Origin of the sequence: Streptomyces sp. NPDC002574 (genome assembly GCF_042889545.1) — a bacterium.
GTDB lineage: Bacteria > Actinomycetota > Actinomycetes > Streptomycetales > Streptomycetaceae > Actinacidiphila.
Window position 1 is genome coordinate 208,665 of the sequence record NZ_JBIARB010000013.1, and the last position, 26,630, is coordinate 235,294.

At 73.0% G+C, this 26,630-nt stretch carries 22 protein-coding genes; 14 read left to right on the top strand and 8 right to left on the bottom strand.

Translation table 11 applies throughout. The annotated features are described in order from the left end of the window. Positions 1-40 precede the first annotated feature (40 nt). Together tatC and ACFYXS_RS29990 are read left to right on the top strand one after the other, a co-directional pair. A complete protein-coding gene (gene tatC, locus ACFYXS_RS29985; protein WP_389253773.1) occupies positions 41-988 on the top strand; it encodes a twin-arginine translocase subunit TatC in 948 nt (315 codons plus the stop codon). 31 nt (positions 989-1,019) lie between these two features. Next, positions 1,020-1,913, top strand: coding sequence for a diacylglycerol kinase (locus ACFYXS_RS29990; protein ID WP_389253775.1), 894 nt, complete (start codon positions 1,020-1,022; stop codon positions 1,911-1,913). A 19-nt stretch (positions 1,914-1,932) separates the two neighbouring features. Here the strand turns inward: ACFYXS_RS29990 and ACFYXS_RS29995 are convergent, their stop codons facing one another. Next, the gene (locus tag ACFYXS_RS29995; RefSeq protein ID WP_389253777.1) at positions 1,933-3,708 is read right to left on the bottom strand and encodes an MOSC domain-containing protein; all 1,776 of its coding nucleotides are present in this window, start codon (positions 3,706-3,708) and stop codon (positions 1,933-1,935) included. A gap of 159 nt (positions 3,709-3,867) precedes the next feature. On the opposite strand from ACFYXS_RS29995, the gene ACFYXS_RS30000 reads away from it, so the two are divergent. After that, entirely contained in the window at positions 3,868-6,702 is a 2,835-nt protein-coding gene (locus ACFYXS_RS30000; protein ID WP_389253779.1) for a DEAD/DEAH box helicase, read from the top strand. Positions 6,703-6,823: 121 nt separating this feature from the next. Beyond that, the gene (locus ACFYXS_RS30005) at positions 6,824-7,501 is read left to right on the top strand and encodes a TetR/AcrR family transcriptional regulator (RefSeq protein WP_389253781.1); all 678 of its coding nucleotides are present in this window, start codon (positions 6,824-6,826) and stop codon (positions 7,499-7,501) included. On the opposite strand, the gene ACFYXS_RS30010 is transcribed toward ACFYXS_RS30005, so the two are convergent. From ACFYXS_RS30010 to ACFYXS_RS30020, 3 genes are all read right to left on the bottom strand, one after another. Beyond that, entirely contained in the window at positions 7,455-8,426 is a 972-nt protein-coding gene (locus ACFYXS_RS30010; RefSeq protein WP_389253932.1) for an ADP-ribosylglycohydrolase family protein, read from the bottom strand. The two genes, ACFYXS_RS30005 and ACFYXS_RS30010, sit on opposite strands and share 47 nt — an antisense overlap. A gap of 41 nt (positions 8,427-8,467) precedes the next feature. Further along, a complete protein-coding gene (locus tag ACFYXS_RS30015) occupies positions 8,468-8,797 on the bottom strand; it encodes a hypothetical protein (protein WP_389253783.1) in 330 nt (109 codons plus the stop codon). A gap of 486 nt (positions 8,798-9,283) precedes the next feature. Beyond that, positions 9,284-9,508 (bottom strand): DUF397 domain-containing protein, encoded by a 225-nt coding sequence (locus ACFYXS_RS30020; protein ID WP_389253784.1) that lies wholly within the window; start codon positions 9,506-9,508, stop codon positions 9,284-9,286. Positions 9,509-9,679: 171 nt separating this feature from the next. On the opposite strand from ACFYXS_RS30020, the gene ACFYXS_RS30025 reads away from it, so the two are divergent. From ACFYXS_RS30025 to ACFYXS_RS30035, 3 genes are all read left to right on the top strand, one after another. Beyond that, entirely contained in the window at positions 9,680-10,375 is a 696-nt protein-coding gene (locus ACFYXS_RS30025) for a PadR family transcriptional regulator (RefSeq protein ID WP_389253786.1), read from the top strand. 232 nt (positions 10,376-10,607) lie between these two features. Continuing rightward, on the top strand, positions 10,608-11,639 hold the full coding sequence (locus ACFYXS_RS30030; RefSeq protein ID WP_389253788.1) for an ATP-binding cassette domain-containing protein: 1,032 nt from the start codon (positions 10,608-10,610) through the stop codon (positions 11,637-11,639). Further along, positions 11,636-12,484, top strand: a complete 849-nt coding sequence (locus ACFYXS_RS30035) for an ABC transporter permease (protein WP_389253790.1) — start codon at positions 11,636-11,638, stop codon at positions 12,482-12,484. The genes ACFYXS_RS30030 and ACFYXS_RS30035 overlap by 4 nt, the downstream gene beginning before the upstream one ends. 85 nt (positions 12,485-12,569) lie before the next feature. On the opposite strand, the gene ACFYXS_RS30040 is transcribed toward ACFYXS_RS30035, so the two are convergent. Together ACFYXS_RS30040 and ACFYXS_RS30045 are read right to left on the bottom strand one after the other, a co-directional pair. Beyond that, complete coding sequence (locus ACFYXS_RS30040; protein ID WP_389253792.1) at positions 12,570-13,424, bottom strand: siderophore-interacting protein; 855 nt, start codon at positions 13,422-13,424, stop codon at positions 12,570-12,572. A 102-nt stretch (positions 13,425-13,526) separates the two neighbouring features. Then, positions 13,527-14,444 (bottom strand): 5'-3' exonuclease H3TH domain-containing protein, encoded by a 918-nt coding sequence (locus ACFYXS_RS30045; protein WP_389253934.1) that lies wholly within the window; start codon positions 14,442-14,444, stop codon positions 13,527-13,529. A 184-nt stretch (positions 14,445-14,628) separates the two neighbouring features. On the opposite strand from ACFYXS_RS30045, the gene ACFYXS_RS30050 reads away from it, so the two are divergent. The 3 genes from ACFYXS_RS30050 to ACFYXS_RS30060 all read left to right on the top strand — a co-directional run bounded on the left by ACFYXS_RS30050 (position 14,629) and on the right by ACFYXS_RS30060 (position 18,427). Continuing rightward, positions 14,629-15,765 carry a glycine betaine/L-proline ABC transporter ATP-binding protein gene (locus ACFYXS_RS30050; protein WP_389253794.1) on the top strand — a complete coding sequence of 379 codons (1,137 nt, stop codon included), beginning with the start codon at positions 14,629-14,631 and terminating at the stop codon, positions 15,763-15,765. Then, on the top strand, positions 15,758-17,560 hold the full coding sequence (locus ACFYXS_RS30055; RefSeq protein WP_389253796.1) for an ABC transporter permease/substrate binding protein: 1,803 nt from the start codon (positions 15,758-15,760) through the stop codon (positions 17,558-17,560). The genes ACFYXS_RS30050 and ACFYXS_RS30055 overlap by 8 nt, the downstream gene beginning before the upstream one ends. A gap of 132 nt (positions 17,561-17,692) precedes the next feature. Continuing rightward, positions 17,693-18,427, top strand: coding sequence for a helical backbone metal receptor (locus ACFYXS_RS30060; RefSeq protein WP_389253798.1), 735 nt, complete (start codon positions 17,693-17,695; stop codon positions 18,425-18,427). A gap of 77 nt (positions 18,428-18,504) precedes the next feature. Here ACFYXS_RS30060 and ACFYXS_RS30065 read toward each other — a convergent pair whose 3' ends face one another. Further along, a complete protein-coding gene (locus tag ACFYXS_RS30065) occupies positions 18,505-21,582 on the bottom strand; it encodes an alpha-L-rhamnosidase N-terminal domain-containing protein (RefSeq protein ID WP_389253800.1) in 3,078 nt (1,025 codons plus the stop codon). Positions 21,583-21,821: 239 nt separating this feature from the next. Between ACFYXS_RS30065 and ACFYXS_RS30070 the strand changes: the two genes are divergently transcribed. Next, the gene (locus tag ACFYXS_RS30070) at positions 21,822-22,274 is read left to right on the top strand and encodes a GNAT family N-acetyltransferase (protein WP_389253802.1); all 453 of its coding nucleotides are present in this window, start codon (positions 21,822-21,824) and stop codon (positions 22,272-22,274) included. Here ACFYXS_RS30070 and ACFYXS_RS30075 read toward each other — a convergent pair. Continuing rightward, complete coding sequence (locus ACFYXS_RS30075) at positions 22,258-22,944, bottom strand: gamma-glutamyl-gamma-aminobutyrate hydrolase family protein (protein ID WP_389253804.1); 687 nt, start codon at positions 22,942-22,944, stop codon at positions 22,258-22,260. The genes ACFYXS_RS30070 and ACFYXS_RS30075 overlap by 17 nt on opposite strands. Positions 22,945-23,050: 106 nt before the next feature. Here ACFYXS_RS30075 and ACFYXS_RS30080 point away from each other — a divergent pair, with 106 nt between their 5' ends. Genes ACFYXS_RS30080 through ACFYXS_RS30090 form a run of 3 tightly spaced genes read left to right on the top strand, consistent with a single transcriptional unit; the run spans position 23,051 to position 26,609 of the window. Continuing rightward, positions 23,051-24,427, top strand: a complete 1,377-nt coding sequence (locus ACFYXS_RS30080) for a glutamine synthetase family protein (RefSeq protein WP_389253806.1) — start codon at positions 23,051-23,053, stop codon at positions 24,425-24,427. 17 nt (positions 24,428-24,444) lie between these two features. Next, positions 24,445-25,812, top strand: coding sequence for an aldehyde dehydrogenase family protein (locus ACFYXS_RS30085; RefSeq protein WP_389253936.1), 1,368 nt, complete (start codon positions 24,445-24,447; stop codon positions 25,810-25,812). Positions 25,813-25,820: 8 nt separating this feature from the next. Next, positions 25,821-26,609, top strand: a complete 789-nt coding sequence (locus tag ACFYXS_RS30090; RefSeq protein ID WP_389253808.1) for a 3-oxoacyl-ACP reductase — start codon at positions 25,821-25,823, stop codon at positions 26,607-26,609. Positions 26,610-26,630 lie beyond the last annotated feature (21 nt).

Sequence of the window (26,630 nt, forward strand, 5' to 3'; positions counted from 1 at the left end):
CGACCGCGACGGCGGCGACCGCCCGAATTGAGGACGTGGGTTGCTCAAGTCCGCCCGCAAGCAGGAGCAGGAGAGGGACCCCGAGGGGCGCATGCCCCTTGTGGAGCACCTGCGTGAACTGCGCAACAGGCTCTCCAAGGCGCTGCTCGCGATCATCGTCGTCACGGTCGTCGCGGCCTTCTTCTACAACGAGATCATCGAGTTCTTCACCAAGCCGGTGCTGGAGTCGGTCGGCTGCGCCAGCTCGTTCACCGAGCTGGCCAAGCAGACGCAGGGCACCTGTGCCCGGATCACCATCAACGGTCTGCTGACGCCGTTCACCCTGGCACTGAAGGTCTCGCTGATGGCGGGCGTGGTGCTTGCCTCGCCGATCTGGCTGTACCAGCTCTGGGCGTTCCTGGCGCCCGGCCTGCACCGGCACGAGAAGAAGTACGCGCTCTCCTTCGTCGGCGCGGGTTTCCCGCTCTTCCTCGGCGGCGGCTTCTTCGCCTACAAGGTGCTGCCCACCACCGCCCGGGTGCTGATCGACTTCACGCCGGGCGGCGTCGACAACCTGCTTCCCCTGGACGACCTGCTCGACCTCGTCACGCGGATGGTCATCGTCTTCGGCCTCGCCTTCGAGATGCCGCTGCTGCTGGTGCTGCTGAACTTCGGTGGCGTGATCACCGGGCGGCGGATGCTCAGTTGGTGGCGCGCGATGATCGTCGGCATCACCGTCTTCGCGGCGGTCGCCACCCCCAGCACCGACCCGCTGACGATGATGGCGCTGGCGGGCCCGATCTGGGTGCTGTACTTCCTCGCGGTCGCGGTCTCGCTCCTCAACGACCGGCGCAAGCGCCGGGCGAACCCCGACGCCGACCTGGACGACGACGAGGCGTCCGAGCTCGACCTCACGCCCGAGCCCGTCGGGGCTCCGGTGCCCGAGCAGGCGTCGCCGGTCGACGACGACATCCGGCCGAGCGGACGCGGGTTCGACGACGCCACCTGACAGGGACGGTCACGCGCGGTAGGGTCCGCGCGTGACCAGCGAGATCACCCTCATCGTCAATCCCACCGCGGGCCGCGGCCGGGGCGCGCACGCCGCGTCGCCGGCCGTCCGCGCGTTGCGGGACGCCGGCCACACCGTCCGCACGGTGACCGGCGCCGACGCCGCGGACGCCCTGCTCAAGGCCCGCAAGGCGGTGGAGGGCGGCACCGGCGCCCTGGTCGCCGCCGGTGGCGACGGCATGGTGTCCCTGGCGCTGCGTGCGGTGGCCGGGACCGGCACCCCCATCGGCGTGGTCCCCGCGGGCACCGGCAACGACTTCGCGCGCGCGGCCGGGCTGCCGCTGGGCGACCCCGCGGCGGCCGGGCGGCTGATCGCGCGGGCGCTGGCGGAGGGGCGGACCCGGGAGATCGACCTCGGACAGGTGGGCGAGCGGTGGTTCGGCACGGTCCTGGCCTCCGGCTTCGACTCCCGCGTCAACGACCGGGGCAACCGCATGCGCTACCCGGCGGGCCGGCTGCGCTACGACGTGGCGATGCTCGCCGAGTTGGCGACCCTGCGGCCCATCCGGTACCGGATCGCTCTCGACGACGGCCCGGAGCAGGAGATCGAGGCGACGCTGATAGCGGTGGGCAACGGCTCCTCGTACGGCGGCGGCATGCGGATCTGCCCGGAGGCCGCCATGGACGACGGCCTCTTCGACATCTGCGTGGTGGGCCCCTGCTCCCGCGGCACGCTGCTGCGGGTCTTCCCCCGGGTCTTCCGGGGCACCCACACCACGCACCCCGTGGTCACCGTGCACCGCGCCGCCAAGGTGACGCTCGCCGCCGCGGACCTGACGGGCTACGCGGACGGGGAGCGCCTCGGGCCGCTGCCGCTGACCGCGGTCACGGTGCCCGGCGCGGCACGCCTGCTCACCGGGGCGTAGGCCCTTCCGGCCGGTCGCATCACAGGTCCAGGACGAGGTCGTCGGGCGGCTGCGAGCAGCAGATGAGGACGTTGCCGTCGCCGGGCGCGTCGACCGGGTCGGGCTCGTAGACGACGCGCCCCGACAGCAGCGCGGTCTCGCAGGTGTGGCAGACACCGGTGCGGCACGACCAGCGCGTGGGCACGTCGCAGGCCTCGGCGAGCTCCAGGAGCGTCCCGTAGCCGGGGTCCCACGGCACGTCGAGGCCGCTGCGGGCGAAGGACACCGTGGGCCCGGTGGCCGGGCCGGGCGGCCGTGCGGGCTGGTGCGGGGCCTTCGCCGGTCCCTGAGCGATGCCCGGGGTGATCGCGGACTGCGCGCCGAAGGCCTCCGTGCGGATGCTTCCGGCGGCGAGCCCGCAGGCGCGCAGGGCCTCGGTCATGTCCGCCATGAAGGTGTCGGGGCCGCAGATGTAGGCCTCGGCGTCGGCCGGCGGGGCCAGTCCGCGCAGCACGTCCGCCGTCAGCCGTCCCGCCACGGTGTAGTCGGCCCCCGGGCGGTCCTGCGCGCGCGGCCTGCTGTAGGCGATGAACGCGCGGCTGCCGGGCAGCTCGGCCAGCAGGTCGCGCGCCTCGGCCGCGAAGGGATGGTGGAGCCCGTCCCGGGCGCCGTGCACCCACCACACCGGCCGCGAGGTGTCCGCGTCGGCCAGCGCGTGCAGCATCGCCAGCACCGGCGTCGCCCCCACGCCCGCGGACACCAGCAGGACCGGCGTCCCGCCCTCGGCCAGGGTGAAGGCGCCGCGGGGCGCGGCCACTTCGAGCACGTCGTCCACCCTCAGGTGCTCGTGCACATAGGTGCTCGCCACGCCGTGCGGTTCCTGCTTCACGCTGATCCGGTACGCCTCCGCGCCCGGCCGGCCCGACAGCGAGTAGCTGCGGATCACCGGCGGCACGTCCGGACGGGGGCGCATCCGCACGGTGAGGAACTGGCCGGGCAGCCCCGCCGGTACCGGCCGGCCGTCGGGCGCGGCCAGCGTCACGGAGAAGATGCCGTCGCTCTCCGGGGCGATGGCCGCCACCCGCAGCGAGCGGAAGCCGGGCCACGCGGGCGGCGGGCCGACGCTTCCCGCGGTCAGCCCGGCGTTGCCCCCGGCCCCCTCCGTCACGTCCTCCCCGGCCGAGAGCAGCGCCCGCATCGAGCCCTGCCAGCCGGGGCTGAGCGCCGGGATGCGCAGGGCCCGTTCCACCTGGGTGCGCTCGTGGCCCGGCAGGTAGAGCACCGCGTCGATCTCCGCGACGGTCATCGCCTCGGGGCCCGAGGCGATCTTGACGATCTCGTCGCCCGCCGCCACCTCGCCCTCGGTCAGCACACGGAAGTAGAAGCCGGGCCGGGCGTGCGAGACCAGCAGCGCCGCCATCCGCGGCTCCTCCATCCGCAGGCCCACCCGGTAGCAGGTCACCCGGGGCTGGGTCACCTCGAACTCCGCGCTGCCGATGCGGTAGCGGTCGCCGATGCACACCTCGTCGTCCGGCAGTCCGTCCACGGTGAAGTTCTCGCCGAACTGCCCGTAGGACAAGTCGTCCCGCTTCAGCTGCTCCTGCCAGTGCCGGTAGGAGTCGAGCTGGTAGACCAGCACCGCCCGCTGCTCGCCGCCGTGCCCGGCGAGGTCGCCCTGGCCGTCGCCGTCCAGATTGAGCCGCCGCACCCTGCGCCGGCCCGTGACGGGCCGCTTCCAGACGCCGGTGTGCGTGATCCGGCCGCGCCACTCGACGTCCTTGGGCAGTCCGACGTTCACGGAGACCAGGGTGGCCATGTCCTCTTCCTTGCCGGGGCGGGGATACGTCCCTGCCACGCTAGTGGCGGCCGGATTCTTCGCAAACCGGACACGAGGCGGCCCGGTGCGGCGGTCCGGGTGTGCGAGCGGTAAAAGATCAGTCGACTGTCAGTGCCGCCGGGTAGTCTCGTTTTCAAGATGAACGACGAGATGTCTCCCGCCGAGCGCTACGCGGCGGCCAAGGTCCGGGCCGCCGAGCAGGCCACCGCACTCGCGGGCTTCCGCGAGCTGTACGACTTCGCCCTGGACCCCTTCCAGATCGACGCCTGCCGGGCGCTGGAGGAGGGCAAGGGCGTGCTGGTGGCGGCGCCCACCGGCTCGGGCAAGACCATCGTGGGCGAGTTCGCGGTCCACCTGGCCCTGCGCGAGGGCCGCAAGTGCTTCTACACCACGCCCATCAAGGCGCTGTCGAACCAGAAGTTCACCGACATGGTCAAGCGCTACGGCGCCGAGCGCGTCGGCCTGCTCACCGGTGACAACAGCGTCAACGGCGATGCGCCGATCGTGGTCATGACCACCGAGGTGCTCCGCAACATGCTGTACGCGGGCTCCCAGGCGCTCGACGGCCTCGGCTACGTGGTCATGGACGAGGTGCACTACCTCTCCGACCGCTTCCGCGGCGCGGTCTGGGAGGAGGTCATCATCCACCTCCCGCAGTCCGTGACGCTGGTGTCGCTCTCCGCCACCGTCTCCAACGCCGAGGAGTTCGGCGACTGGCTGGACACCGTGCGCGGCGACACCGAGGTCATCGTCTCCGAGCACCGTCCTGTGCCGCTGTGGCAGCACGTACTGGCCGGCCGCCAGATGTACGACCTCTTCGAGGAACGGCAGGACGCCGCCGGCCCGGCCCCCCAGCGCGCGGTCAACCCGGACCTGGTGCGCCTGGCCCGCATGGAGAACCAGCGCTCCTTCAACGGCCGCGACCGCCGCGGCGGCAAGGTGCGCGAGGCCGACCGCGAGCGGGACCGGCGCCAGCAGCGCCGGGTCTGGACGCCCAGCCGGGTCGAGGTCATCGAGCGGCTGGACGCCGAGGGGCTGCTCCCCGCGATCACGTTCATCTTCAGCCGGGCCGGCTGCGAATCCGCCGTCCAGCAGTGCCTGTACGCCGGGCTCCGGCTCAACAGCGAGGAGAACCGGGCCAGGGTCCGGGCCATCGTCGAGGAGCGCACGAAGTCCATCCCCGACGAGGACCTGCACGTCCTCGGCTACTTCGAGTGGCTGGAGGGCCTGGAGCGGGGCATCGCCGCGCACCACGCGGGCATGCTGCCGACCTTCAAGGAGGTCGTCGAGGAACTCTTCGTCAAGGGGCTGGTCAAGGCGGTCTTCGCCACCGAGACGCTCGCGCTGGGCATCAACATGCCCGCCCGTTCCGTCGTCATGGAGAAGCTCGTCAAGTGGAACGGCGAGACCCACGCCGACATCACCCCCGGCGAGTACACCCAGCTCACCGGACGCGCCGGGCGGCGCGGCATCGATGTCGAGGGCCACGCCGTCGTGCTGTGGCAGCGCGCCTTCGACCCGGCGCACCTGGCGGGGCTCGCCGGCACGCGCACGTATCCGCTGCGGTCGTCCTTCAAGCCCTCCTACAACATGGCCGTCAACCTGGTCGGCCAGTTCGGGCGGCACCGCTCGCGGGAGCTGCTGGAGACCTCCTTCGCGCAGTTCCAGGCGGACCGCTCGGTGGTCGGCATCTCCCGGCAGGTGCAGCGCAACGAGGAGGGACTGGAGGGCTACAAGGCCTCCATGACCTGCCACCTCGGCGACTTCGACGAGTACATGTCGCTGCGCCGGCAGCTGAAGGACCGCGAGGCCGAAATCTCCCGCCACGGGGCCAACCAGCGCCGGGCGGCCGCCGCGGAGGCGCTGGAGAAGCTCAAGCCCGGCGACATCATCCACGTCCCGTCCGGCAAGTTCGCGGGCCTGGCCCTCGTGCTGGACCCCGGGGTGCCGGCCGGCCGCAGCCCCGGCCACCACGACCGGCACGACCATTTCCACCAGGACGGGCCGCGCCCGCTGGTGCTGACCGCCGAACGCCAGGTCAAACGGCTCGCGCAGATGGACTTCCCGGTGCCGGTCGAACCGCTGGAGCGGATGCGCATCCCGAAGTCCTTCAACCCGCGCAGCCCGCAGTCCCGGCGCGACCTCGCGTCCGCCATGCGCTCCAAGGCAGGAACGGCCGGCATCGCGCCGCAGCGGCCGCGCCGCGAGCGCTCCGCCGCCGCGGACGACACCGAGATCGCCCGGCTGCGCACCGCCATTCGCGCGCACCCCTGCCACGGCTGCGACGAGCGTGAGGACCACGCCCGCTGGTCCGAGCGCTACCAGCGACTCGCGCGCGACACCAAGCAGTTGGAGCGGCGCATCGAGGGGCGTACGAACACCATCGCCCGCACCTTCGACCGCATCTGCGCTCTGCTGACCGACCTGGGCTACCTGGAGGGCGACCAGGTCACCCCCGACGGACGCCGGCTCGGCCGGCTCTACGGCGAACTCGACCTGCTCGCCAGCGAATGCCTGCGCGACGGCGTGTGGGAGGGCCTCGACCCCGCCGAACTCGCCGCCTGTGCCTCGGCCCTGGTCTACGAGTCGCGGTCCGCCGACGACGCGCTGCCGCCGCGGCTGCCCTCCGGCAATGCCAAGGAGGCGCTCGGCGAGATGGTCCGCATCTGGGGCCGGCTGGACGCGCTGGAGGAGGAGCACCGCATCAACCAGGCCGAGGGCGTCGGCCAGCGCGAGCCCGACCTCGGCTTCGCCTGGTCCGCCTACCGCTGGGCCTCCGGCCACGGCCTCGACGCGGTGCTGCGCGACGCGGAGATGCCGGCCGGTGACTTCGTGCGGTGGACCAAGCAACTCATCGACGTGCTCGGCCAGATCGCCGGCGCGGCCCCGGAGGGCGGCCAGGTGCGGCGCAACGCCCGCAAGGCGGTCGACGGGCTGCTGCGCGGCGTCGTGGCCTACTCCTCGGTGGGCTGAGCCCCTCCCGGACCCGGCGGCGATTCCGGTCGTACGGGGCAAGCGGGCGCCCGGCGCGAGGAGTTCGCCGGGTCCCCGCCGGCTCCGGGCGGGGCCGGGAGCGCTGTGCGAGGATCGGAGGATGAGCGGCACGGGACGGCGGGTCGGGCGGCCGCGGGCGCAGGTGCGGCCGGAGACCGGGCTGTCCACCCGCGAGGAACTGCTGGGAGCGGCGGCCGAGCTGTTCACCACGCGGGGCTACGCGGCCACCACGACCCGCGCGGTCGCGGACCTCGCCGGTATGCGGCAGGCCTCGATGTACCACTACTTCGCCGGCAAGGAGGACCTGCTGGCCGCGCTGCTGGAGGGCACCGTACGCCCCTCCCTCGAACTGGCCGGCGCGCTGACCCGCCGGGACGACGTGCCGGGCGAGGTACGGCTGTGGGCGCTGTGCCGTGCGGACGTGGCACTGCTCTGCGGCGGCCCGCACAATCTGGGCGTGCTCTATCTGCTTCCCGAGGTGCGGGCCGAGCGCTTCGCCGGGTTCCGCGCGGTACGGGACGAGCTCAAGGCCGCCTACGCCGCGCTGCTGGCCGCCACGGCGGCCGGTGCGCGACTGCCGCCCGCGGCGTTCGCCGTCCGCGCCGACCTCGTGTTCGGCCTCATCGAGGGCGTGATCCTGATCCGCCGTGAGGCGGCGATCCCCGACGCCCCGGCCTTCGCCCGCGCCACCGCCGACGCCGCGCTGCGGGTGGCAGGCTGCCCCGAGGACGTCATGGCCCGGCTGCACCGGGAGGGCGAGGCGCTGCTGTCCCCGTGAGCCGCGCGGCCAGGTCCACCAGGTCCGCCAGGCGCAGCACCCGTCCCGGCCACCCGGGCATCGGCACGTGCAGGGGTTCGGTCCACCGCGGCGGGACGGCGCCGAGTCCGTGCACCGCGCCGGCCAGGGTGCCGGTGACCGCGGCGACCGTGTCGGTGTCGCCGCCGAGGTCGATCGCGGCGCGCACCGCGTCCTCGTAGGAGCCGGTCGTCCGCACCGCCCAGAGCGCGGAGCCGAGGCAGGGCCAGACGGCGCCGTTGAACTCCGTGGCCAGGCTCGGGTGCCAGTCCGGCGCGAGCACGGCGGACCACCGTTCCCGGAAGGGCTCCGCCACCTGTGCCAGGGCGTCGGCCACCACCGCGGGGGCGACGGGGTCCCCGCCGTCGAGGGCGACGCGCACGAGGTCGTGCAGGATCGCGCTGCCCTCCCAGGCGGCACGGTCGCCGTGGGTGAGGGCGGCGATCCGGCGGGCCGCGTCGAGCGAGGCCGCCCGTCCGTGCCCGGCGAAGTGGACGGCGGCGGGGGCGGCGCGCATCAGGGCGCCGTTGCCGGCCGCCCGGGTATGCGTCTGGAAATGCAGGGCGGCGGCCAGGTCCCAGGGATCGCCCGAGGTGAGGACGGCCTCGGTCTGCAGCCCGATGTCCTTGGGGTCCGCGGCCGACCAGCGCCGGAACCGTGCGAAGAGGTCGGGCAGGTCGAGGGTTCCCCGTTCCAGCAGCGAGTCCGCGACCAGCACGGCCATCTGCGTGTCGTCCGTGGCCTCGCCGGGGTCCCAGCCGCCGCCCCCGCACATCTCGCCCCCGCCGCCCGCCCGCGGGAAGCGCGCGCCGAACGCGCCCTCCGGACCGAACTCGAAGGGCGCGCCCAGTGCGTCACCGACCGCCGAACCCACGACGGCGCCGGCCGCTCTTGCGTCGCGTTCCATCACGTCGTCAGGCTACGGGTCGTCGGGGCGGGGTATTCCGTTCAGCAGTAGCGGTTCCAGCCCGCGCGGTACCCGTCGCGGTAACCCTGCCGGTAGTCACGGTCGTCGCGCCGGGGATCGTAGGAGTCCCGGTAGTCGCGGCAGCGCGGCCGGGAGTGGCGGGAGTCGTAACGCCCGTCGTCGTAGCCGTCCCTGAAGCCCCGCTGGTACCGGTCGCGTGACGACTGGGGGGCGACGGTGCCGGAGGACGGTGTCGCGACGGCGGCCGTCGGTGCGGCCGCGGCCGCCTGTGACGCCGCCGCAGGCAGGAACGCCACGGCGCCTGCCGCCACCGGGGCAACGAGCAGGGCCAAAAACTGCTGTGCGCGCATGATGTCCCCTTCCGGAAGCCGGAACGCGCAGTCGACGCGCCGTCCTGGCGAGGCGGCCGATGCGGCGGCCGGCCGGGCGGACGCGGTGGAGAAGCCGAGGTGCGCCATCGTCAGGAGCCGTGCCGGAGCCGTGCTCTGCGTGGCCGGGTCACCCTCGGTGCTGTCCGTTCTTCGACCGTAGCGAGACGGGTGTGATGTGTCCACTTGTGGGCGAATTGACTGGTGGGGCAGGTGGGTTGTGGCTCCGGGCCGCTCGGAGCCCGACCCCGCGGACCGTCGCCGGGCACCGCGTCGGGCGGCGCGGGCCGGGGCGTGGAGCCTCCCGTGCTCCGGGCGGGCATGGAACGGCCCCTGGACGTGTCTCCAGAGGCCTTCTGTCGGTACGTCAACATGGGGGGGCAGTCGCGGTACTCGGGGGCCCGCCCGCGGACCGTTTCAGTCGATTCGTGGGCGGGCCCGCCAAGCGCGGGGTGGCGCGTGAGGGTCCTAGCCGAACTCACCCTCGCGCACGCCGTCCCGGAACGCTTCCCACTCTCCCGCGGTGAACCGCAGCGGCGGCAGGTCGGTGTTGTTCGAGTCGCGGAGCGCGACGGCTCCGCCGCCGAGGTCCGCCACCTCGACGCAGGTCTCGCGGTAGGGGCTCTTGCTGCTCTTGGTCCAGCGCGCTTCCGTCAGGTCGCGTGCGTACAGGTCGCTCTTTCGCGCTTCCATCAGAAACTCCGTTCGAGATTCGATCGGATCTTCCCCTTTCTCACCCTTGTCCTGTACGTCCCCCTTCGCAACTGGCGGATGGGTACCGAAATTCGCGATGTATCGCGCTTGTGGAGACGGGACACTCGCGATATGTTCGGCTACGGATATACGGGAGCGAGGTGTACGGACATGGCGACGCGGCGCAAGCTCGGCAATCCGCTGGCACTGGCGGTGATGGCGACGCTCGGCGAGCGGCCCATGCACCCGTACGAGATCGCCCAGGTGCTCCGGCAGCGGGGCAAGGAGCAGAGCATCAAGATCAATTACGGCTCGCTCTACACCGTGGTGCAGAACCTGGAGAAACATGGATTCGTCGAGGTCACCGGCGTTCAGCGACAGGGCAACCGCCCCGAGCGCACGCTGTACGGCCTCACCGACGCCGGTCGCGAGGAGATGCACGACTGGCTGTCCGACCTGGTCGCCGTCCCCGTCCGCGAGTACCCGTCGTTCGAGGCCGCCCTGTCGCTGCTGCTCGTGCTCCCCGCCGACGAGGTGGTCGGGCTGCTCACGGAGCGGGTGGCCAAGCTGGAGGTCCAGGCGGCCGCCGTCCACGGCGTGCTCGCCCGGCTCCGCCGCGACCTGCCCCGGGTGTTCCTGCTGGAGACCGAGTACCAGGTGCACATGATCGAGGCCGAGGCGGCCTGGATCCGCGGCTTCCTGGACGACCTCGACAAGGGTGCCGTCTCCGGCGCCGCCGAGTGGCGGCGGTGGCAGGCGACCGGCGAGATGCCGGACACCTGGACCGGGATCGACGAGCTCACCCGCGACGGCGCGGCCGCCCGCCACTTCAGGGAGGAACTGGACAAGCTCACACCCCCGACATGAGAGAACCCCCGGTGGGCCGCTGCGGGAACAGCGGCCCACCGGGGGCGGAACCCCGGACCGGACACCCGCGGGAACGGATGCCTGGCGCTCGAGGTGCGGCACACCCAGAGTAGCCCGGCACTCCTCCTGTCGATCGGTCCGTCGCAGCACGCCGACGCGCCTCGGTGCAGTCAGTACTCCGAGCGCATTCGGCACATCGACATATCGACACAGACAGGCGGAGGAATCTGTCATGAGTACCCGCGCGCCCGCGATCGTGGCGCACGACCTCGTCAAGACCTATCCCGGCGACGTCCGGGCCTTGGACGGCATGGGCATCACCGTGGAGCCCGGCACCGTCTTCGGACTGCTGGGCCCCAACGGCGCCGGCAAGTCCACCACCGTCAAGATCCTGACCACGCTGGCCCGGCCCGACTCGGGGACCGCCGTCGTGGCCGGTCACGACGCGCAGCGCCACCCGGACCGGGTGCGGCGCGCCATCGGCGTCGTCGCCCAGAAGTCCGGCGCCGACCCGGTCGCCACCGGCGCGGAGAACCTGCTGCTGCAGGGCCGGCTGTACGGCCTGCGAGGCGCCGCCCTCACCGGGCGGGTCGCCGAACTCCTCGCCCGCTTCGACCTCGTCGACGCCGCCAAGCGCCAGGTCAAGACCTACTCCGGGGGGATGCAGCGGCGTCTGGACGTCGCGCTCGGCCTGGTCCACCGTCCCGAGGTGCTCTTCCTCGACGAGCCGACCACCGGCCTCGACCCGGAGGCGCGCACCGCCATGTGGGAGGAGATCACCCGGCTCGCCGGCGACGACGGGCTGACCATTCTGCTCACCACTCATTACCTGGAGGAGGCCGACCGGCTCGCCGAGCGCATCGCGATCGTCGACCGCGGCCGGGTGGTGGCGGAGGGCACGCCCGACGGGCTCAAGGGCGAACTGCGCGGCGACGCCGTGCACGTGGAGCTGCGCGAGCCGGCCCATCCGGTCGACGCGCATCTGCTGGAGACCGCGCTCACCGAGTTCGCGGGCGTGCGGGAGGCGGTGCTCGACGGGCGCCGGCTCAGCGCCCGTGCCGACGACGGGGGCGCCGCGGTGCCGCAGGTGCTCGCGGTCCTGGAGCGCGAGGGCGCCTCCGTCGCCTCCGTCACCGTCGCCCGCCCGTCCCTGGACGACGTGTATCTGCGCTATGCCGGACGTCGCTTCGCGGATGCCGACGCCGGCTCCTCCGCGGCCACCGGCACCACCACCGTCCACGCGAACGCCGGGGGTGCGCGATGAGCGCGATCAGCCCGAAGACCGGGACAACCGGGACTGCCGGGGCAACCGTGAAGGCCGCGCCGGCCGCGCCGGGCGCCGCCCTCACCCAGACCTGGTACATGACGCAACGTCAGTTGATGGCGGTCTGGCGCCAGCCCGCCTACCTGCTCATCACCCTGGTGCAGCCGGTGATCTGGCTCTTCCTCTTCGGCGGGCTCTTCCGCCGCGTCGTGGAGCTGCCCGGATTCGGCGGGGCCTCGTACCTGGACTACCTCGTGCCCGGCGTGGTCGTGATGAGCGCGCTGTCCTCCAACATGTGGGCCGGGATGGGCACGTTGGAGGAGATCGAGCGCGGCACCCTCAACCGCTTCCTGACCACGCCGGTCAGCCGGGCGGCCCTGATCAACGGCAACGTGGTCTCGCAGGGGCTGAGCACCGCCCTGCAGTCGGTCGTCATCGTGGCGCTGGGCAGGCTGGGCGGCGCCGACTACCCCGGCGGGGTCGTCGGACTGCTGGTGCTGTTCGTGGCGTCGGTGCTGCTGGGCACCCTGGTGGGGGCGTTCTCCAACGCCATGGGGATGCTGGTGCGGCAGCGCGAGAGCATCATCGGCATCAACACCTTCCTGCTGCTGCCGCTGACGTTCCTGTCGTCCGCCTTCATGGCGCCCGCGCTGATGCCGCCCTGGATGCGGCACGTCGCGGACTTCAACCCGGTGAACTGGGCGCTGGTCGCCGGGCGTTCGGCGATGGCCGACACCCCGGACTGGGGCGGCGTGCTCAGCCGGGGCGGCGCGCTGGTCGTCGTCGCGGTCGCCGCGGTGTGGCTGTCGACCCGCACCTTCCGCTCGTACCAGAAGTCGGTCTGAGCCCGCACCGGGACGACAGCGAGGCGTGATCCCGCCAAGGGGTCACGCCTCGTGCGTTCCGTACGCGGGCAGGTGGCCGGCGGCGTCAGGAGGCCAGGGCCCTGGGGGCTTCCTGCTCCTCCTCCACCCGGCGGTTCCAGTCCGCCTTGGAGGCCTGCCAGCCGTCCTCGTCGTGGCCGGCGCGCCAGTAGCCGGAGATCGACAGCCGCTCGCGCGGCACCCCGTGCTCGACGCGCAGCAGCCGGCGCAGCTGCTTGACGAATCCGGCCTCGCCGTGGACGAAGGCCTGCAGGTCCCCGGCGGGGAACTCCAGCGCGTGCACCGCGCGGAGCAGGGCCTCGCCGACCCGGCCGCTGCCGCGGTGCACCCAGGTGATCTCGGCGTCACCGGCGGTGGGGAGCTTCTGCTCCTCCTCGGGCCCCGCGACCTCCACGAACACATGGGCGCGGGCGCCCTCGGGCAGCCGTTCCAGCGACGCGGCGATGGCGGGCAGCGCGCTCTCGTCGCCCACCAGCAGATGCCAGTCGGCGGCCGCGTCCGGGGCATAGGCGCCGCCGGGGCCGAGGAAGAGGATCTCCTCGCCGGGCTGGACGCGGGCGGCCCACGGGCCGGCCAGGCCCTCGTCGCCGTGCAGGACGAAGTCGACGGTCAGCTCGCACGACTCGGCGTCCCAGTGGCGCACGGTGTACGTCCGGGTGCGCGGCCAGTGCTCGCGCGGGAACTCCGCGCGGATCGCCTGGATGTCGAAGGGTTCCGGGTAGGTCACACCCTCGGCCGGGAAGAGCAGCTTGATGTAGTGGTCGCTGCATTCGCCCACGGGAAAGCCCTGGAGCGAACCGCCGCCGAGCACCACGCGGATCATGTGCGGGGTCAGCCGTTCCACGTGCTGCACCTGCGCGCGGTTGAGCTGCGGCTTCCTGCGCACCGGACGGTCTGCCATGAACACACTCCTCACGATGGTTAGGCAAGGCTAACCGATTGTGCCCCCGGAATGCGATGACTCCGGGAAACGTCATGCGTTCCGGCGGGCGCCCGCCCCGCCTCAGCCGGCCTGCGCGGCCCCCAGCACCGTGAGCAGCCGCTGGAGCGCGCCGCCCAGGCCCCAGCGCCCGGCCAGCGCCGACAGCTCCTGCGGGTGGCGCGGCTCGCGCGGGAGCCGCGGGTCGAAGGCGGGCATCGGCACGTCGCCGGCGACATGGACGACCTTGGGCGCGACGGCGACGTAGTCCGCCGCCTCCTGAAGGCGCTTGCGCTGCGCCGGGGTGATCCTCGAGGCGGGGTCGTGGGCGGCGGCCATGATGCCCGCCAGGTCGCCGTACGCGTCCAGCAGCTTGGCCGCGGTCTTCTCGCCGATGCCCGGCACGCCCGGCAGGCCGTCGCTCGGGTCGCCGCGCAGCGTCGCGAGGTCGGCGTAACCGGGGCCGTCCACCCCGTACTTGGCGCGCAGCCACGCCTCGTCGACCACGTCCAGCGCGCCCACGCCCTTCACCGGGTACAGCACGCGCACCCCGCGCGCGTCGTCCACGAGCTGGAACAGGTCGCGGTCGCCGGTGACGATGTCCACCGGTCCGGCCGCCGCCCCCGCCAGGGTCCCGATCACGTCGTCGGCCTCGTACCCCGCGACACCGACCCGGGCGATGCCGAGCGCGTCCAGCACCGCCTCGATCACCGGCACCTGCGGCGACAGCGTGTCCGGCACCTCCTCGATGTCCGAGCCCTGCGGGACCGCCTCGGCGACGCGGTGCGCCTTGTACGAGGGGATCAGGTCCACCCGCCACTGCGGGCGCCAGTCGGCGTCCATGCACGCCACCAGGTCGCCGGGGGAGTGGTCGGCGACCAGGCGGGCGATGAAGTCCAGCAGCCCGCGCACGGCGTTGACCGGCGTGCCGTCCGGGGCGCGCACCGAGTCGGGCACCCCGAAGTACGCGCGGAAGTAGAGGCTGGCGGTGTCGAGGAGCATCAGGCGTCGAGTCACACGCCGATGATGCCGCAGACCTCGGACACCGGAGACACCGTGACCTCCGTCACGGAACGGTTTGCTCCGCTTGTGTCGGGGCACCCGCCGTCCCGGAGCGGGCCAGGAACGCTCCACGACCTGGGTGCGGGGGCAGCAGGTCGTTCTCCGCACGACCCGAGAGGTGTATGTGTACAGGCTGCAGGCAGAGCATCTGTACAAGGTGTTCGGTCCCGACCCGGAGGACGGCGTACGCCGTCTGCGGGACGGCGCCGGACGCGACGAGCTGCGCGAGAGCGGCACGACCGCGGCGGTGATCGACGCGGGCTTCGACGTCCACGAGGGTGAGATCTTCGTCGTCATGGGTCTGTCGGGCTCCGGGAAGTCCACCCTGCTGCGCACGCTCAACGGGCTGCTCCCCCCGACCTCGGGGCGGGTGCTCTTCGACGGCCGCGACCTCACCGCACTCTCTCCGCGCGAACTGCGCCGCGTGCGCTCGCACGGCATCAGCATGGTCTTCCAGCACTTCGCGCTCTTCCCGCACCGCAACGTGCTGGAGAACGCCGCCTACGGCCTGGAGGTGCAGGGCGTCGGCCGCAAGGAGCGCGAGGAGCGCGCCGCGCAGGCGCTGGAGCTGACCGGGCTGGCCGGCTGGGGCGCGTCGTGGCCCGACGAACTGTCCGGCGGCATGCAGCAGCGCGTCGGTCTGGCCCGCGCGCTGGCCACCGACGCCGACGTGCTGCTGATGGACGAGTCCTTCAGCGCCCTCGACCCGCTCATCCGCCGCGACATGCAGGACCAGCTCCTGGAACTGCAGCGCGCCCTGAAGAAGACCATCGTCTTCATCACCCACGACCTCAACGAGGCCATGCGCCTCGGCGACCGCGTCGCCGTCATGCGCGACGGCCGCATCGTGCAGATCGGCACGCCGGAGGACATCCTGCTGCGTCCCGCCGACGACTACGTCGCCTCCTTCGTGCACGACGTCGACCGCTCCCGCGTGCTGACCGCGGGCACCGTCATGGAACCGCCGTCCGGCACGGACACCGGCGACTGCCGCTGCGAGAGCGTCGACCCGCGGACCCCGCTCGTCGACGTGCTCCCGGTCAGCGCCCGCACGCCGCACCCCGTCACCGTGCGCGGCAGCAGCGGCGACGTCGTGGGGGTGATCGCCCAGGAGCGGCTGCTCGCCTGCCTCGGTTCGTACGACGGCCCGCCCGCGGCCTGCACCGACGAGGCGGAGCCCGGCGGGGCGGTCCCCGTGGTACCCGCAGCAGCCGCGCCCGAAGTGCCGGGGCAGGCCCCTAAGGAGGCGGCGCGTGCCTAGACTGCCGCTCGGCGACTGGACGGACAGCGCCGTCACCTTCCTGCGCGACCACTTCGGTCCGCTCTTCGACCTCATCAGCGCGGTCGTCTCCGGCATGTACGACGGCCTGGACGCCGTCCTGCAGGCCCCCGCGCCGCTGCTGCTCGCCGGCATCCTCGCCGTCCTGGCGCTGTGGCTGCGCGGCGTGACCGCGGGGGTGCTGTCCTTCGCGGGCCTGGCTCTCGTGGTCTCGGTCCAGCAGTGGGACGAGGCCATGGACACCCTGTCCCTGGTGCTCGTCGCCACCGTCATCACGATCGTGCTGGCCGTGCCGCTCGGCATCTGGTCGGCGCGCAACCGCACCGTCTCCGCCGCGCTCCGGCCGGTGCTGGACTTCATGCAGACGATGCCCGCCTTTGTCTACCTGATCCCCGGCATCTTCTTCTTCGGTGTCGGCCAGGTGCCCGGCATCATCGCCACCATCGTCTTCTCGCTGCCTCCGGGCGTGCGGATGACCGAGCTCGGCATCCGCCAGGTCGACGGTGAACTCGTCGAGGCCGCCGAGGCGTTCGGCACCACCCCGCGCAACACCCTGGTGCGGGTGCAGCTGCCGCTGGCGCTCCCCACGATCATGGCGGGCGTCAACCAGGTGATCATGCTGGCGCTGTCCATGGTCGTCATCTCCGGCATGGTCGGCGGCGGCGGGCTGGGCGCCTCCGTCTTCACCGCCATCAGCCAGGTCGACATCGGCCTCGGCTTCGAGGCGGGCCTGTCGGTGGTCATCCTCGCCATGTACCTCGACCGCGTCACCGGCGCGCTCGGCAGCCGCGTCTCGCCGCTCGGCCGGCGCGCGCTCGCCGCGGCCGCCGCCCCGCGCCGGTCCCGGCTGTGGACCTACCGTCCGCACACCTCCGTGGCTGTCGTCGGTGTCGTCGTCCTCGCCCTCGTCGCCGGCGGCATGAACATCCTCGGCGGCGGCGAGGACGACACGCCCGCCGTCTCCGGGGCGAAGAACGTCGGCAAGGGCCGGCAGGTCGACCTGGGCTACATCCCCTGGGACGAGGGCGTCGCCTCCACCTTCCTGTGGAAGGAACTGCTGGAGCGCCGCGGCTACCGGCCGAAGGCCACCCAGTACGACGTCGGCGCGCTCTACACGGGCATGTCCGCCGGGCGGGTCGACTTCGAGACCGACTCCTGGCTGCCCGTCACGCACCAGTCGTACTGGGAGAAGTACAAGAACCAGCTGGACGACTACGGCTCCTGGTACGGCCCCACCTCCCTGGAGCTCACCGTCCCCTCCTACGTCAAGGGCGTCGACTCGCTCGCCGACCTCAAGGGGCAGGGCAAGCGGTTCGGCGGACGGATCATCGGCATCGAGCCCGGCGCCGGGATGATGAAGATGCTCAACGACTCCGTGCTGGCCAAGTACGGGCTGCAGGGCGAGTACAAGGTCACCACCGGCTCGACCGCGAGCATGCTGGCCCAGCTCGACCGCTCCATCAAGGCCAAGGAGCCCGTCGTCGTCACCCTGTGGTCCCCGCACTGGGCCTACAGCGAGTTCCCCCTGAAGAAGCTGAAGGACCCGCTCGACGCCTGGGGCTCGGGCGACGGCATCCACACGCTGGCCCGCGACGGCTTCGCCGCGAAGGAGCCCGCCGTGGCCCGCTGGCTGAAGGACTTCAAGCTCAGCGAGAAGGAGCTCAACGGGCTGGAGGCCGCCGTCCACGGCGCCGGCCAGGGCCACGAGCAGGACGGCGTCCGCGACTGGCTCGCCAGGAACCCGTCGGCCGAGAACCGGCTCGCCCCGGTCGGCTGACCCCGCCCGGCCCGCCCCGCACGGCAGACCCCACGCGCCCCGGACGGCGCGGCACCCGGATCCCCCTCCCTCAGTTCCGGCGGCCGCGCCGTCCGGCCGTCCTCGCCCGCCGGGGCTCGATACGGTGGGCATATGACCCGTCGCGACTCCGGCCCGGCACGGCGTGTGGTCTCCCTCGTGCCCTCGCTCACCGAGGCGGTGGCGACCACGGCGCCCGCGCTGCTGGTGGGCGCGACCGACTGGTGCAGCCACCCGCCCGACCTGCGCGTCACCCGGGTCCGGGGGACCAAGAACCCCGACATCGAGGAGATCGTCCGGCTCGCCCCGGACCTGGTGATCGCCAATGAGGAGGAGAACCGCGCGCCCGACCTGGGCGCGCTCCGGTCCGCCGGGCTCGACGTGCTGGTCACGGAGGTGCGCAGCCTTCCGCAGGCCTTCGAGGAACTGCACCGCGTGGTGGTCGGCGCGCTGGGCCTGCCCCGTCCCGCGTGGCTGGACGCCGCGGAGAAGGCCTGGGGCACCGTCCGGCCCGTGCCCCGGCCGCGACGGGCCGTGGTCCCGATCTGGCGGCGCCCCTGGATGGTGCTCGGGCGGGACACCTTCGCGGGCGACCTGCTCGCCCGGCTCGGCGTCGAGAACGTCTACGGCGGCCACCAGGAGCGCTACCCGCGGGTCCCGGTCCGGGAGCTCAATGCCGCGGGCGCCGATCTGGTGGTCCTGCCCGACGAGCCGTACCGCTTCACCGCCGACGACGGACCGGAGGCCTTCCCCGGCCTGCCCGCGGCCCTGGTCAGCGGTCGCCATCTGACCTGGTACGGGCCCTCGCTCGCGGAGGCCCCGGCGGTCCTGGCGGCGGCGCTGAACTGACGGACGAGACCCGCCCGACGACAGGCGAAGGGCCCCGGCCGGGTGCGGCCGGGGCCCTTCGGTGCGGTGTGCCGGTGTCAGCCGCGGCCCACGGAGGTGAACGCCGTGTGCCCCGAGCCGACGCGGTAGACCGCCCGTCCGTCCTGGACGCCCAGGTAGACGGCCCGGCCGCCGGAGACGGTGTAGCGGCCGCCGTCCGGCACCGGCAGGGCGACGGTCGCCGTGACGTTGACCGGCACGTCGACGGAGGTGTCCACACCGTGCCGCTTGCGCGCCCAGCTCACGCCCACGGTGCCGCGCTCGGTCCACTGCGTGCCGGAGGCGTGGCTCACCCCCGCGTCCGCCGGGGCGATCCGCACCGACGAACCGCCGGCACCGGTGACGGTGAGGCCGAGGACGCCCTCCAGTACCCCGACGGCTCCCGCGCCGCCCCAGCCGTGCGACATGCTCTCGCTGTTGCTCTGCGAGACCTGGGCCGCGGTGCAGGAACTGGTGGCGCAGCCCGGCGTCCACTGCTCCCACATGAACGTGCCGCCCTCGGCGAGGACCTGGGCCGGACCGTCGGCCGAGGGGTCGGTCAGGATCCGCACCAGCGTGTCCGGCCGGTCGGCGACCCGCAGCGCCTCCAGCAGGGTGCGCAGCGTCATCGGACCCTGCTGCATCCCCAGCGCGTCCATGCCGTCGCCGAGGGCCGCGTACTCCGACGGCTCGGCCACGCCGTAGGCGACCGGGAAGCTCTGCGCGTGCTCGCCCTGATGCGCGATGCGTGAGCCGTCCGCCGTCAGGCCGTCCGACCACAGACCGCTCGCGGTGTCCCGCAGTTGGGCCCGCATCGCGGTGGTGACGCTCTCCGCCCGGTCGTCGTAGACGGCCCCGGTGGCGGGGTCCCCGAGCTCCGCCGCGGCCTCGGCGACGGAGCGCAGCGCGCCGACGCCGAGCGCGTTGACGACGGTGCGGTCCACGTTGCCGTCGGTGACGTAGCCGTACCGCATGGGCGCCGGCCAGTCGATGATGCCGTGCAGGTAGGCGCCGCTGCCGCCGGGCAGGTCGGCGACCAGGCCCCGGTCGTCGACCGCCGACCAGACGTAGTCGGCGACGTTGCGCATCACCGGCAGCGCCTGGGCGAGCAACTGCCGGTCGCCGGTGGTCCGGTAGTAGCGCAGCACCCACTCGGGGAACATCTCGGTGTAGTCGGGGATGTCGCGCTTGGCGTCGCCGTTGGGGTAGACGGCGTTCATCGCGCCGTTCGGCCAGTAGCGGGCCTGCGAGTTCATGAAGGACACGATCGCCTGGCGGGTCAGGCTGCGCTCCCCGCTCGCGGTCATGGTCGCGAACGACTCGTCGACGGTGTCGCCGAGGAACTGGCCCTTCTCCCGGGTCGGGGTGTCCAGGAAGACGTTCTGCGCCGACTGCAGCGCCGAGCGCTGCATCAGCGAGAAGACCTGGTCCAGCGTGCCGTCGCTGCTGCGGAAGGTGGCGTCGTGCGCGGCGTCGGTGTTCTGGACGACGGCGCTGATGTCGTGCGCCGTCAGCTTCTCGCCGGGGTCGCTGATCTGCAGGTAGCGCCAGCCCCAGTAGGTGAAGGGCTGCGCGGTCTGCCGCCCGTCCTTCTCCGTGTAGAAGAAGCGCAGGTTGCTGCCCTGGGTGTCCTGACCGGACGTCCCCGCGCGGGAGTTCTCCACCCAGCGGCCGGCGGCGTGGTCCTCGCGCAGCGGGCGGTCCAGGGTGACGGTGGTGCCGTCCACCGCGCTCACGGTGCGGGACTCGGGACGGCCGGCGCCGTAGCCGTTGGCGGGCGCGTCGACCACGATCGCGTCACCGGCGTGGACGTTCGCGGTGCTCGCGAGCGTCACGGCGGCGTCGCCCTTCGCGGCGGCCACGCTCAGCGTGGAGTTGCCGCGCCGGTAGCTGGTGGTGAACGTCAGCTGCTTGCCGGCGGTGCCGGAGGCGAGCCGTACGGAGGGCACCGCGGCGTACACCTTGCCGAAGTCGGCGAAGACGGTGCCGTCGGGCAGGCGCAGCACCGAGACGGGGTGGACGGTGCGCTGCGTCAGGTGGGCCTGGAGGGCCGACAGATGGGTGAAGGCGCACGGCGAGGAACCGCCGGAGTAGGCGGCGCAGCTGACGGGGTTCGGGCGGGGGTGCGTGCCGATGACGGTGGCGGCGGCCCACCCGCTGTCGTCGTATCCGGCGGTGTCCCAGCCGGTCGGTTCGGCGGTGGCGTCGTAGTACTCGACACGGTCGCCGGAGTCGCTGTTGCGGTACGTCAGGGTGTCGACGCGCTGGGGGTCGTAGCGGTGCACCTTCCAGCTGCCGTCGGACACCGCCACGTCACGGGTGCCGTCGGCGTGCTCGACGACCACCTTGACCAGCGTGCCCGAGGGGCCCTCGGGGCTGCCGGGGCCGTTGGCCCGACCCTGGCACTTGCACGACCAGTAGTGCGTCAGCACGCCGACGGCCATGTCCTGGCCTGCCTTGACGCCCTGTACGGCGGCGACGTCGTAGTAGCCCTCGCCGGCGTACTCGTACGACGAACTGCGCTGCACCTGGGCGCCGTTGACATCGACCTGCCAGTCCCCCGCGGCCGCGACCCAGACCCGGGTGCGGACCACGGGGCTGCCCGCGGAGACCCGGACGACCTTGCGGGCCGCCGTCCACTCGTTCGCGGCGTCGTTGCCGGTGGCGGGGCGGCGGATCCACTGGGCGCCGGACCAGTCCTGGTCGCCGAGCCCGGCGCCGAAGGACGCCTCGCGCGACCAGGGGGACGCCTCGCCCGCGCGGTCCCAGGTCCTGACCTGCCACCGGTAGGTCGCACCGGGGGCCGGCGCCGGGCCGCCGTAGGGCACCCAGGACTGCTCGGAGCCGGCGACCCTGCCGCTGTCCCAGACGGTGTGCCCGCGGGAGTCGCGGACGACGATGCGGTAGGCGGTCTGGACCTCCCCGGCGTCCTTGTCCTGCGGGAGCCAGCCGAACTGCGGCGTTCCGTCGACGGCGAGGGGGTCGGTCCGGTCGTCGACCGTCAGGCCGGCGGGCGCTTCCGGCGCATGATTGCGGGGCGCCCGGTCGGCGAAGGCCTGGGGCGTGCCGGCGAGCACCATGCCGAGGGCCAGCGCGAGCAGAGTGAGCCGGCGCATGAGGGGTGGACGTCGTTTCATGAACACCTCATTGGTATCGCGACGTGTTTTAACGTTTCAATCCCAAGGCGTGCCAAGGGGCGGCGCGCCGGGGGCGGCCGTGGTCGCGGGTTGCGGGGGCGGGTGAAGGCGGGAAGATGATTGATACGTTTCAATCCATCGGTCCGGAGCCTATGAAGCCCGGCGGTCCACTGTCAACGGTCGTGCACGCGCCAACCCCGCCACTCGGCCCCGCCGCCGCCGACCCTAGGGTGAACCGCATGACCGACCTGCACATGCGCCCCGCGACGCCCGCCGACCTGCCCGAGATCGTGGCGATGTTCGCCGACGACGACCTCGGCAGGGGCCGGGAGACCCTCGACGACATGACGCCCTACCTCGCGGCGTTCGAGCGGGTGGCCGCGGACCCGGGCCAGCATGTCGTCGTGGCGGAGCAGGACGGCCGGCTCGTGGGCGTGCTGCAGCTGTCGGTGATCCCCGGGCTCTCCCGGCGCGGCGCGACGCGCTCCATCATCGAGGCGGTGCGCGTGCACCGGTCCGCCCGCGGCGGGGGCCTGGGGACGGCGATGATCGAGTGGGCGGTCGAGGAGTCCCGCCGGCTGGACTGCGCGCTCGTGCAGCTCACGTCCGACGTCTCCCGCACCGACGCGCACCGCTTCTACGAGCGGCTCGGCTTCACCGGCTCCCACGTCGGCTTCAAGATGCAGCTCTGACCAGCGCCCGCATCACCCGCTCGTCGGCGTCGTCCATCTCCGGGTGCCACTGCACCCCCAGCACGAAGGCGTCGCCGGGCAGCTCGACCGCCTCGGGGGTGCCGTCCTCGGCGTGGGCGGCGACCAGCAGTCCCCGGCCGAGGACGTCGACCGCCTGGTGGTGGTAGGTCGGCACGGAGACGGCCTCCGGGACCGCCGCCGCGTAGCGCGTGCCGGGCACCGGCTCGACGACGTGGTCACCGAAGACCCCGGCGGCCGGGCCGCGGTGGCCCTCCAGGTGCTGGACGAGCGTCCCGCCGAGGGCGACGTTCAGCAGCTGCATGCCGCGGCAGATGCCCAGCACCGGCACCCCGCCGGCCAGGGCGGCCCCGATCAGGGCCAGTTCCCAGGCGTCGCGCTCGCGGGCCGGCGGGTCGGTGCGCGGGTCGCGCTCCGCCCCGTAGTGCCCCGGGTCGACGTCCGGGCCGCCCGCCACGACGAGTCCGTCCAGCCGCTCCACGGTCCGGGCGGCCAGCTCCGGCTCGTCCGGGGGGAGCATCGCCGCGAGACCGCCCGCGCGCTGCACCAGACGCGGATACCCGGCCGGCAGCAGGGCCGCGGGCAGGTCCCAGGCACCCCAGCGGGCGGAACCGACCCAGTAGGTGCTGATCCCGATGAGCGGACGGGCCACAGGAGCCTCCCGGCGACGCGCGGATTTCTTCCCGCACCGTACCCAACCCGCCCTCCCGGCCCGTACTTTTGGATCACCTGTCGGCCGGTAGGAGAGGTGACCACCCGTGGACCACCGAACAGCCCCGCTCAGCACCCACGACCTGAGGCGTCTTGTCGACACCGGGGAGGTCGACACCGTGGTCGTCGCGTTCGCGGACATGCAGGGCCGTCTCCAGGGCAAGCGCTGCGCCGCGCGCCACTTCCTCGACGACGTCCTGGAGCACGGCACCGAGGGCTGCAACTACCTGCTGGCCGTGGACGCGGACATGAACACGGTCGACGGCTACGCCCTGTCCTCCTGGGAGCGCGGCTACGGCGACTTCGCCCTCCACCCCGACCTCGGCACGCTGCGCCGCACCCCCTGGGACGCGGGAACCGCCCTGGTCATCGCCGATCTGCGGCTGCTCGACCACGACGCGGCGCCGGTCGGCCCCTCGCCCCGGCAGATCCTGCGCCGCCAGCTGGAGCGGCTCGCCGAGCGCGGCTGGACCGCGTTCGCGGGTACCGAGCTGGAGTTCATCGTCTTCAAGGACACCTACGAGCAGGCCTGGAGCAGCGGCTACCGCGACCTGACGCCCGCGAACCAGTACAACGTCGACTACTCCCTGCTGGGCACCGGCCGCATCGAGCCGCTGCTGCGCCGCATCCGCAACGAGATGGGCGCCGCCGGGATGCGCGTGGAGTCCGCCAAGGGGGAGTGCAACCTCGGGCAGCACGAGATCGCCTTCCGCTACGACGAGGCCCTGGTCACCTGCGACCAGCACAGCGTCTACAAGACCGGTGCCAAGTCGATCGCGGCCCAGGAGGGTTACGCGCTGACCTTCATGGCCAAGTACAACGAGCGCGAGGGCAACTCCTGCCACATCCACCTCTCGCTGCGCGACGCCGACGGGATCCCCGTCTTCGCGGGCGAGGAGCCCGGCGCGATGTCGGAGACGATGCGCCACTTCCTCGCCGGGCAGCTCGCGGCGCTGCGCGACTTCTCGCTTCTCTACGCGCCCAACATCAACTCCTACAAGCGCTTCCGGCCGGGCTCCTTCGCCCCGACCGCCGTGGCGTGGGGCCCGGACAACCGCACCTGCGCGCTGCGCGTCGTCGGGCACTCCCCGGCCGCGCTGCGCCTGGAGAACCGCGTGCCGGGCGGCGACGTGAATCCGTACCTGGCCGTGGCCGGCATGGTCGCCGCCGGGCTGTACGGCGTGGAGAACAAGCTCGCCCTCCCGGAGCCCGTCACGGGCAACGCCTACGCCGAGGACGGCGTGGCGCGCGTGCCCACGACGCTGCGCGAGGCCGCCGGGCTGTGGCAGGACAGCCCGATCGCGCGGGCGGCGTTCGGCGACGAGGTCGTCGAGCACTACGCGAACATGGCCCGCGTCGAGCAGGACGCGTACGACACCGCCGTGACCGACTGGGAGCGCTACCGCTCCTTCGAACGCATGTGAGGCCCGCAGTGCCCGATGTGCTGGACGCCCTGGAAGTGCTCAACCCGGCCACCGAGGAGGTGATCGCCATGGTCCCCGCGGCCGGTCGGGGGGACGTGGACGCCGCCGTCGCGCGCGCCGCCCGCGCCCAGACCGGCTGGGCGGCGCTCGCCCCGGCGGACCGGGCCCGGCTGCTGCGCCGCTTCGCGGCCGTGGTCGACGCGCACACCGAAGAACTGGCCGCCCTGGAGGTGCGGGAGGCCGGCCACACGATCGGCAACGCGCGCTGGGAGGCCGGCAACGTCCGCGACCTGCTGGAGTACGCGGCGGGCGGGGTGGAACGCCTGATGGGACGTCAGATCCCGGTCCCCGGCGGCATCGACGTCACCTTCCTCGAACCGCTGGGCGTCGTCGGGGTCATCGCGCCCTGGAACTTCCCGATGCCCATCGCCGCCTGGGGCACCGCCCCCGCGCTCGCGGCGGGCAACGCGGTGCTGCTCAAGCCCGCCGAGACCACCCCGCTGACCGCGCTGCGGCTCGCGGAGCTGGCGCTGGAGGCGGGGCTGCCGGAGCACCTCTTCCAGGTGCTGCCGGGGCAGGGCCCGGTCGCGGGCGCGGCCCTGGTGGAGCACCCGGGCGTGGCGAAGATCGTCTTCACCGGCTCGACCCGGGTCGGCAAGCAGATCATGGCCACGGGCGCGGACACGCTCAAGCGGGTCACCCTCGAGCTCGGCGGCAAGTCGCCCAACATCGTCTTCGCCGACGCCGACCTGGAGAAGGCGGCGGCGACGGCTCCCATGTCCTTCCTCGACAACGCCGGACAGGACTGCTGCGCCCGTACCCGCATCCTGGTGCAGCGCACGGCGTACGACCGGTTCATGGAACTGCTGGAGCCCGCCGTCCTCGCCGTCGGCGTCGGCGATCCCGCCGACCCTTCGACCGCCATGGGGCCGCTGATCTCCGCCGTGCAGCGCGACCGGGTCCGGGAGTACGTGGACACCGAGGCGCCCGCGGCGATCCGGGGCACCGCCCCGGAGGGCAAGGGCTTCTGGTACCCGCCGACCGTGCTCGCCCCCGCCGGCCCGGGGGAGCGCGTCGCGGTGGAGGAGGTCTTCGGGCCGGTCGCCGTCGTCCTGCCCTTCGAGGACGAGGCCGACGCGCTGCGGCTGGCCAACGCCACCCCGTACGGCCTGTCGGGCTCGATCTGGACCCGTGACGTCGGCCGTGCCCTGCGGCTCGCCCGGGGCACCGCGGCCGGCAACCTGTCGGTCAACTCCCACAGCTCGGTGCGCTACTGGACACCGTTCGGCGGCTTCAAGCAGTCGGGACTCGGGCGCGAGCTCGGTCCCGACGCGCTCGCCGCCTTCACCGAGACCAAGAACGTCTTCATCAGCACGGAGGAGTGATCCCGGCAATGACGCAAGCAGAAGCAGCGGTGTGCCGCCGCCTGGTGGGCCGGACGGCGGTGGTCACCGGCGCCGGCAGCGGCATCGGCCTGGCCTCGGCGCGCCGGCTGGCCTCCGAGGGCGCCCACGTGGTGTGCGGCGACATCGACCAGAACGCGGGCAAGGCGGCCGCCGAGGAGGTCGGCGGCCTCTTCGTCGAGGTCGACGTCACCGACGCCGGGCAGGTCGAGGCGCTGTTCCAGGCGGCGTACGACACCTACGGGTCGGTCGACGTCGCCTTCAACAACGCGGGCATCTCGCCCCCCGACGACGACTCGATCCTCACCACCGGCATCGACGCCTGGCGCCGTGTGCAGGAGGTCAACCTCACCTCGGTCTACCTGTGCTGCAAGGCGGCACTGCCCTACATGCAGCGGCAGGGCAAGGGCTCGATCATCAACACCGCGAGCTTCGTGGCCGTCATGGGCGCGGCGACCTCGCAGATCTCGTACACCGCCTCCAAGGGCGGCGTGCTGGCGATGTCGCGCGAACTGGGCGTGCAGTTCGCCCGCGAGGGCATCCGGGTCAACGCCCTGTGCCCGGGACCGGTGAACACTCCGCTGCTGCGGGAACTGTTCGCCAAGGACCCGGAGCGCGCCGCCCGCCGCCTGGTGCACATCCCCGTCGGGCGCTTCGCCGAGGCGGAGGAGATCGCGGCCGCCGTGGCCTTCCTCGCCAGCGACGACGCGTCGTTCATCACCGGCTCCGAGTTTCTGGTCGACGGAGGCATCGCCGGGGCGTACGTGACCCCTCTGTAGTCGCGTGATCGCCCCGTGACC

Coding starts and splice junctions, on each gene's coding strand:
- ACFYXS_RS29995 (WP_389253777.1), bottom strand. CDS start 3,708: ATGGCCACCCTGGTCTCCGTGAACGTCGGACTGCCCAAGGACGTCGAG.
- ACFYXS_RS30065 (WP_389253800.1), bottom strand. CDS start 21,582: ATGAAACGACGTCCACCCCTCATGCGCCGGCTCACTCTGCTCGCGCTG.
- ACFYXS_RS30035 (WP_389253790.1), top strand. CDS start 11,636: ATGAGCGCGATCAGCCCGAAGACCGGGACAACCGGGACTGCCGGGGCA.
- ACFYXS_RS30040 (WP_389253792.1), bottom strand. CDS start 13,424: ATGGCAGACCGTCCGGTGCGCAGGAAGCCGCAGCTCAACCGCGCGCAG.
- ACFYXS_RS30000 (WP_389253779.1), top strand. CDS start 3,868: ATGAACGACGAGATGTCTCCCGCCGAGCGCTACGCGGCGGCCAAGGTC.
- ACFYXS_RS30010 (WP_389253932.1), bottom strand. CDS start 8,426: ATGGAACGCGACGCAAGAGCGGCCGGCGCCGTCGTGGGTTCGGCGGTC.
- ACFYXS_RS30090 (WP_389253808.1), top strand. CDS start 25,821: ATGACGCAAGCAGAAGCAGCGGTGTGCCGCCGCCTGGTGGGCCGGACG.
- ACFYXS_RS30070 (WP_389253802.1), top strand. CDS start 21,822: ATGACCGACCTGCACATGCGCCCCGCGACGCCCGCCGACCTGCCCGAG.
- ACFYXS_RS30025 (WP_389253786.1), top strand. CDS start 9,680: ATGGCGACGCGGCGCAAGCTCGGCAATCCGCTGGCACTGGCGGTGATG.
- ACFYXS_RS30060 (WP_389253798.1), top strand. CDS start 17,693: ATGACCCGTCGCGACTCCGGCCCGGCACGGCGTGTGGTCTCCCTCGTG.
- ACFYXS_RS30015 (WP_389253783.1), bottom strand. CDS start 8,797: ATGCGCGCACAGCAGTTTTTGGCCCTGCTCGTTGCCCCGGTGGCGGCA.
- ACFYXS_RS30030 (WP_389253788.1), top strand. CDS start 10,608: ATGAGTACCCGCGCGCCCGCGATCGTGGCGCACGACCTCGTCAAGACC.
- ACFYXS_RS30045 (WP_389253934.1), bottom strand. CDS start 14,444: ATGCTCCTCGACACCGCCAGCCTCTACTTCCGCGCGTACTTCGGGGTG.
- ACFYXS_RS30020 (WP_389253784.1), bottom strand. CDS start 9,508: ATGGAAGCGCGAAAGAGCGACCTGTACGCACGCGACCTGACGGAAGCG.
- ACFYXS_RS30005 (WP_389253781.1), top strand. CDS start 6,824: ATGAGCGGCACGGGACGGCGGGTCGGGCGGCCGCGGGCGCAGGTGCGG.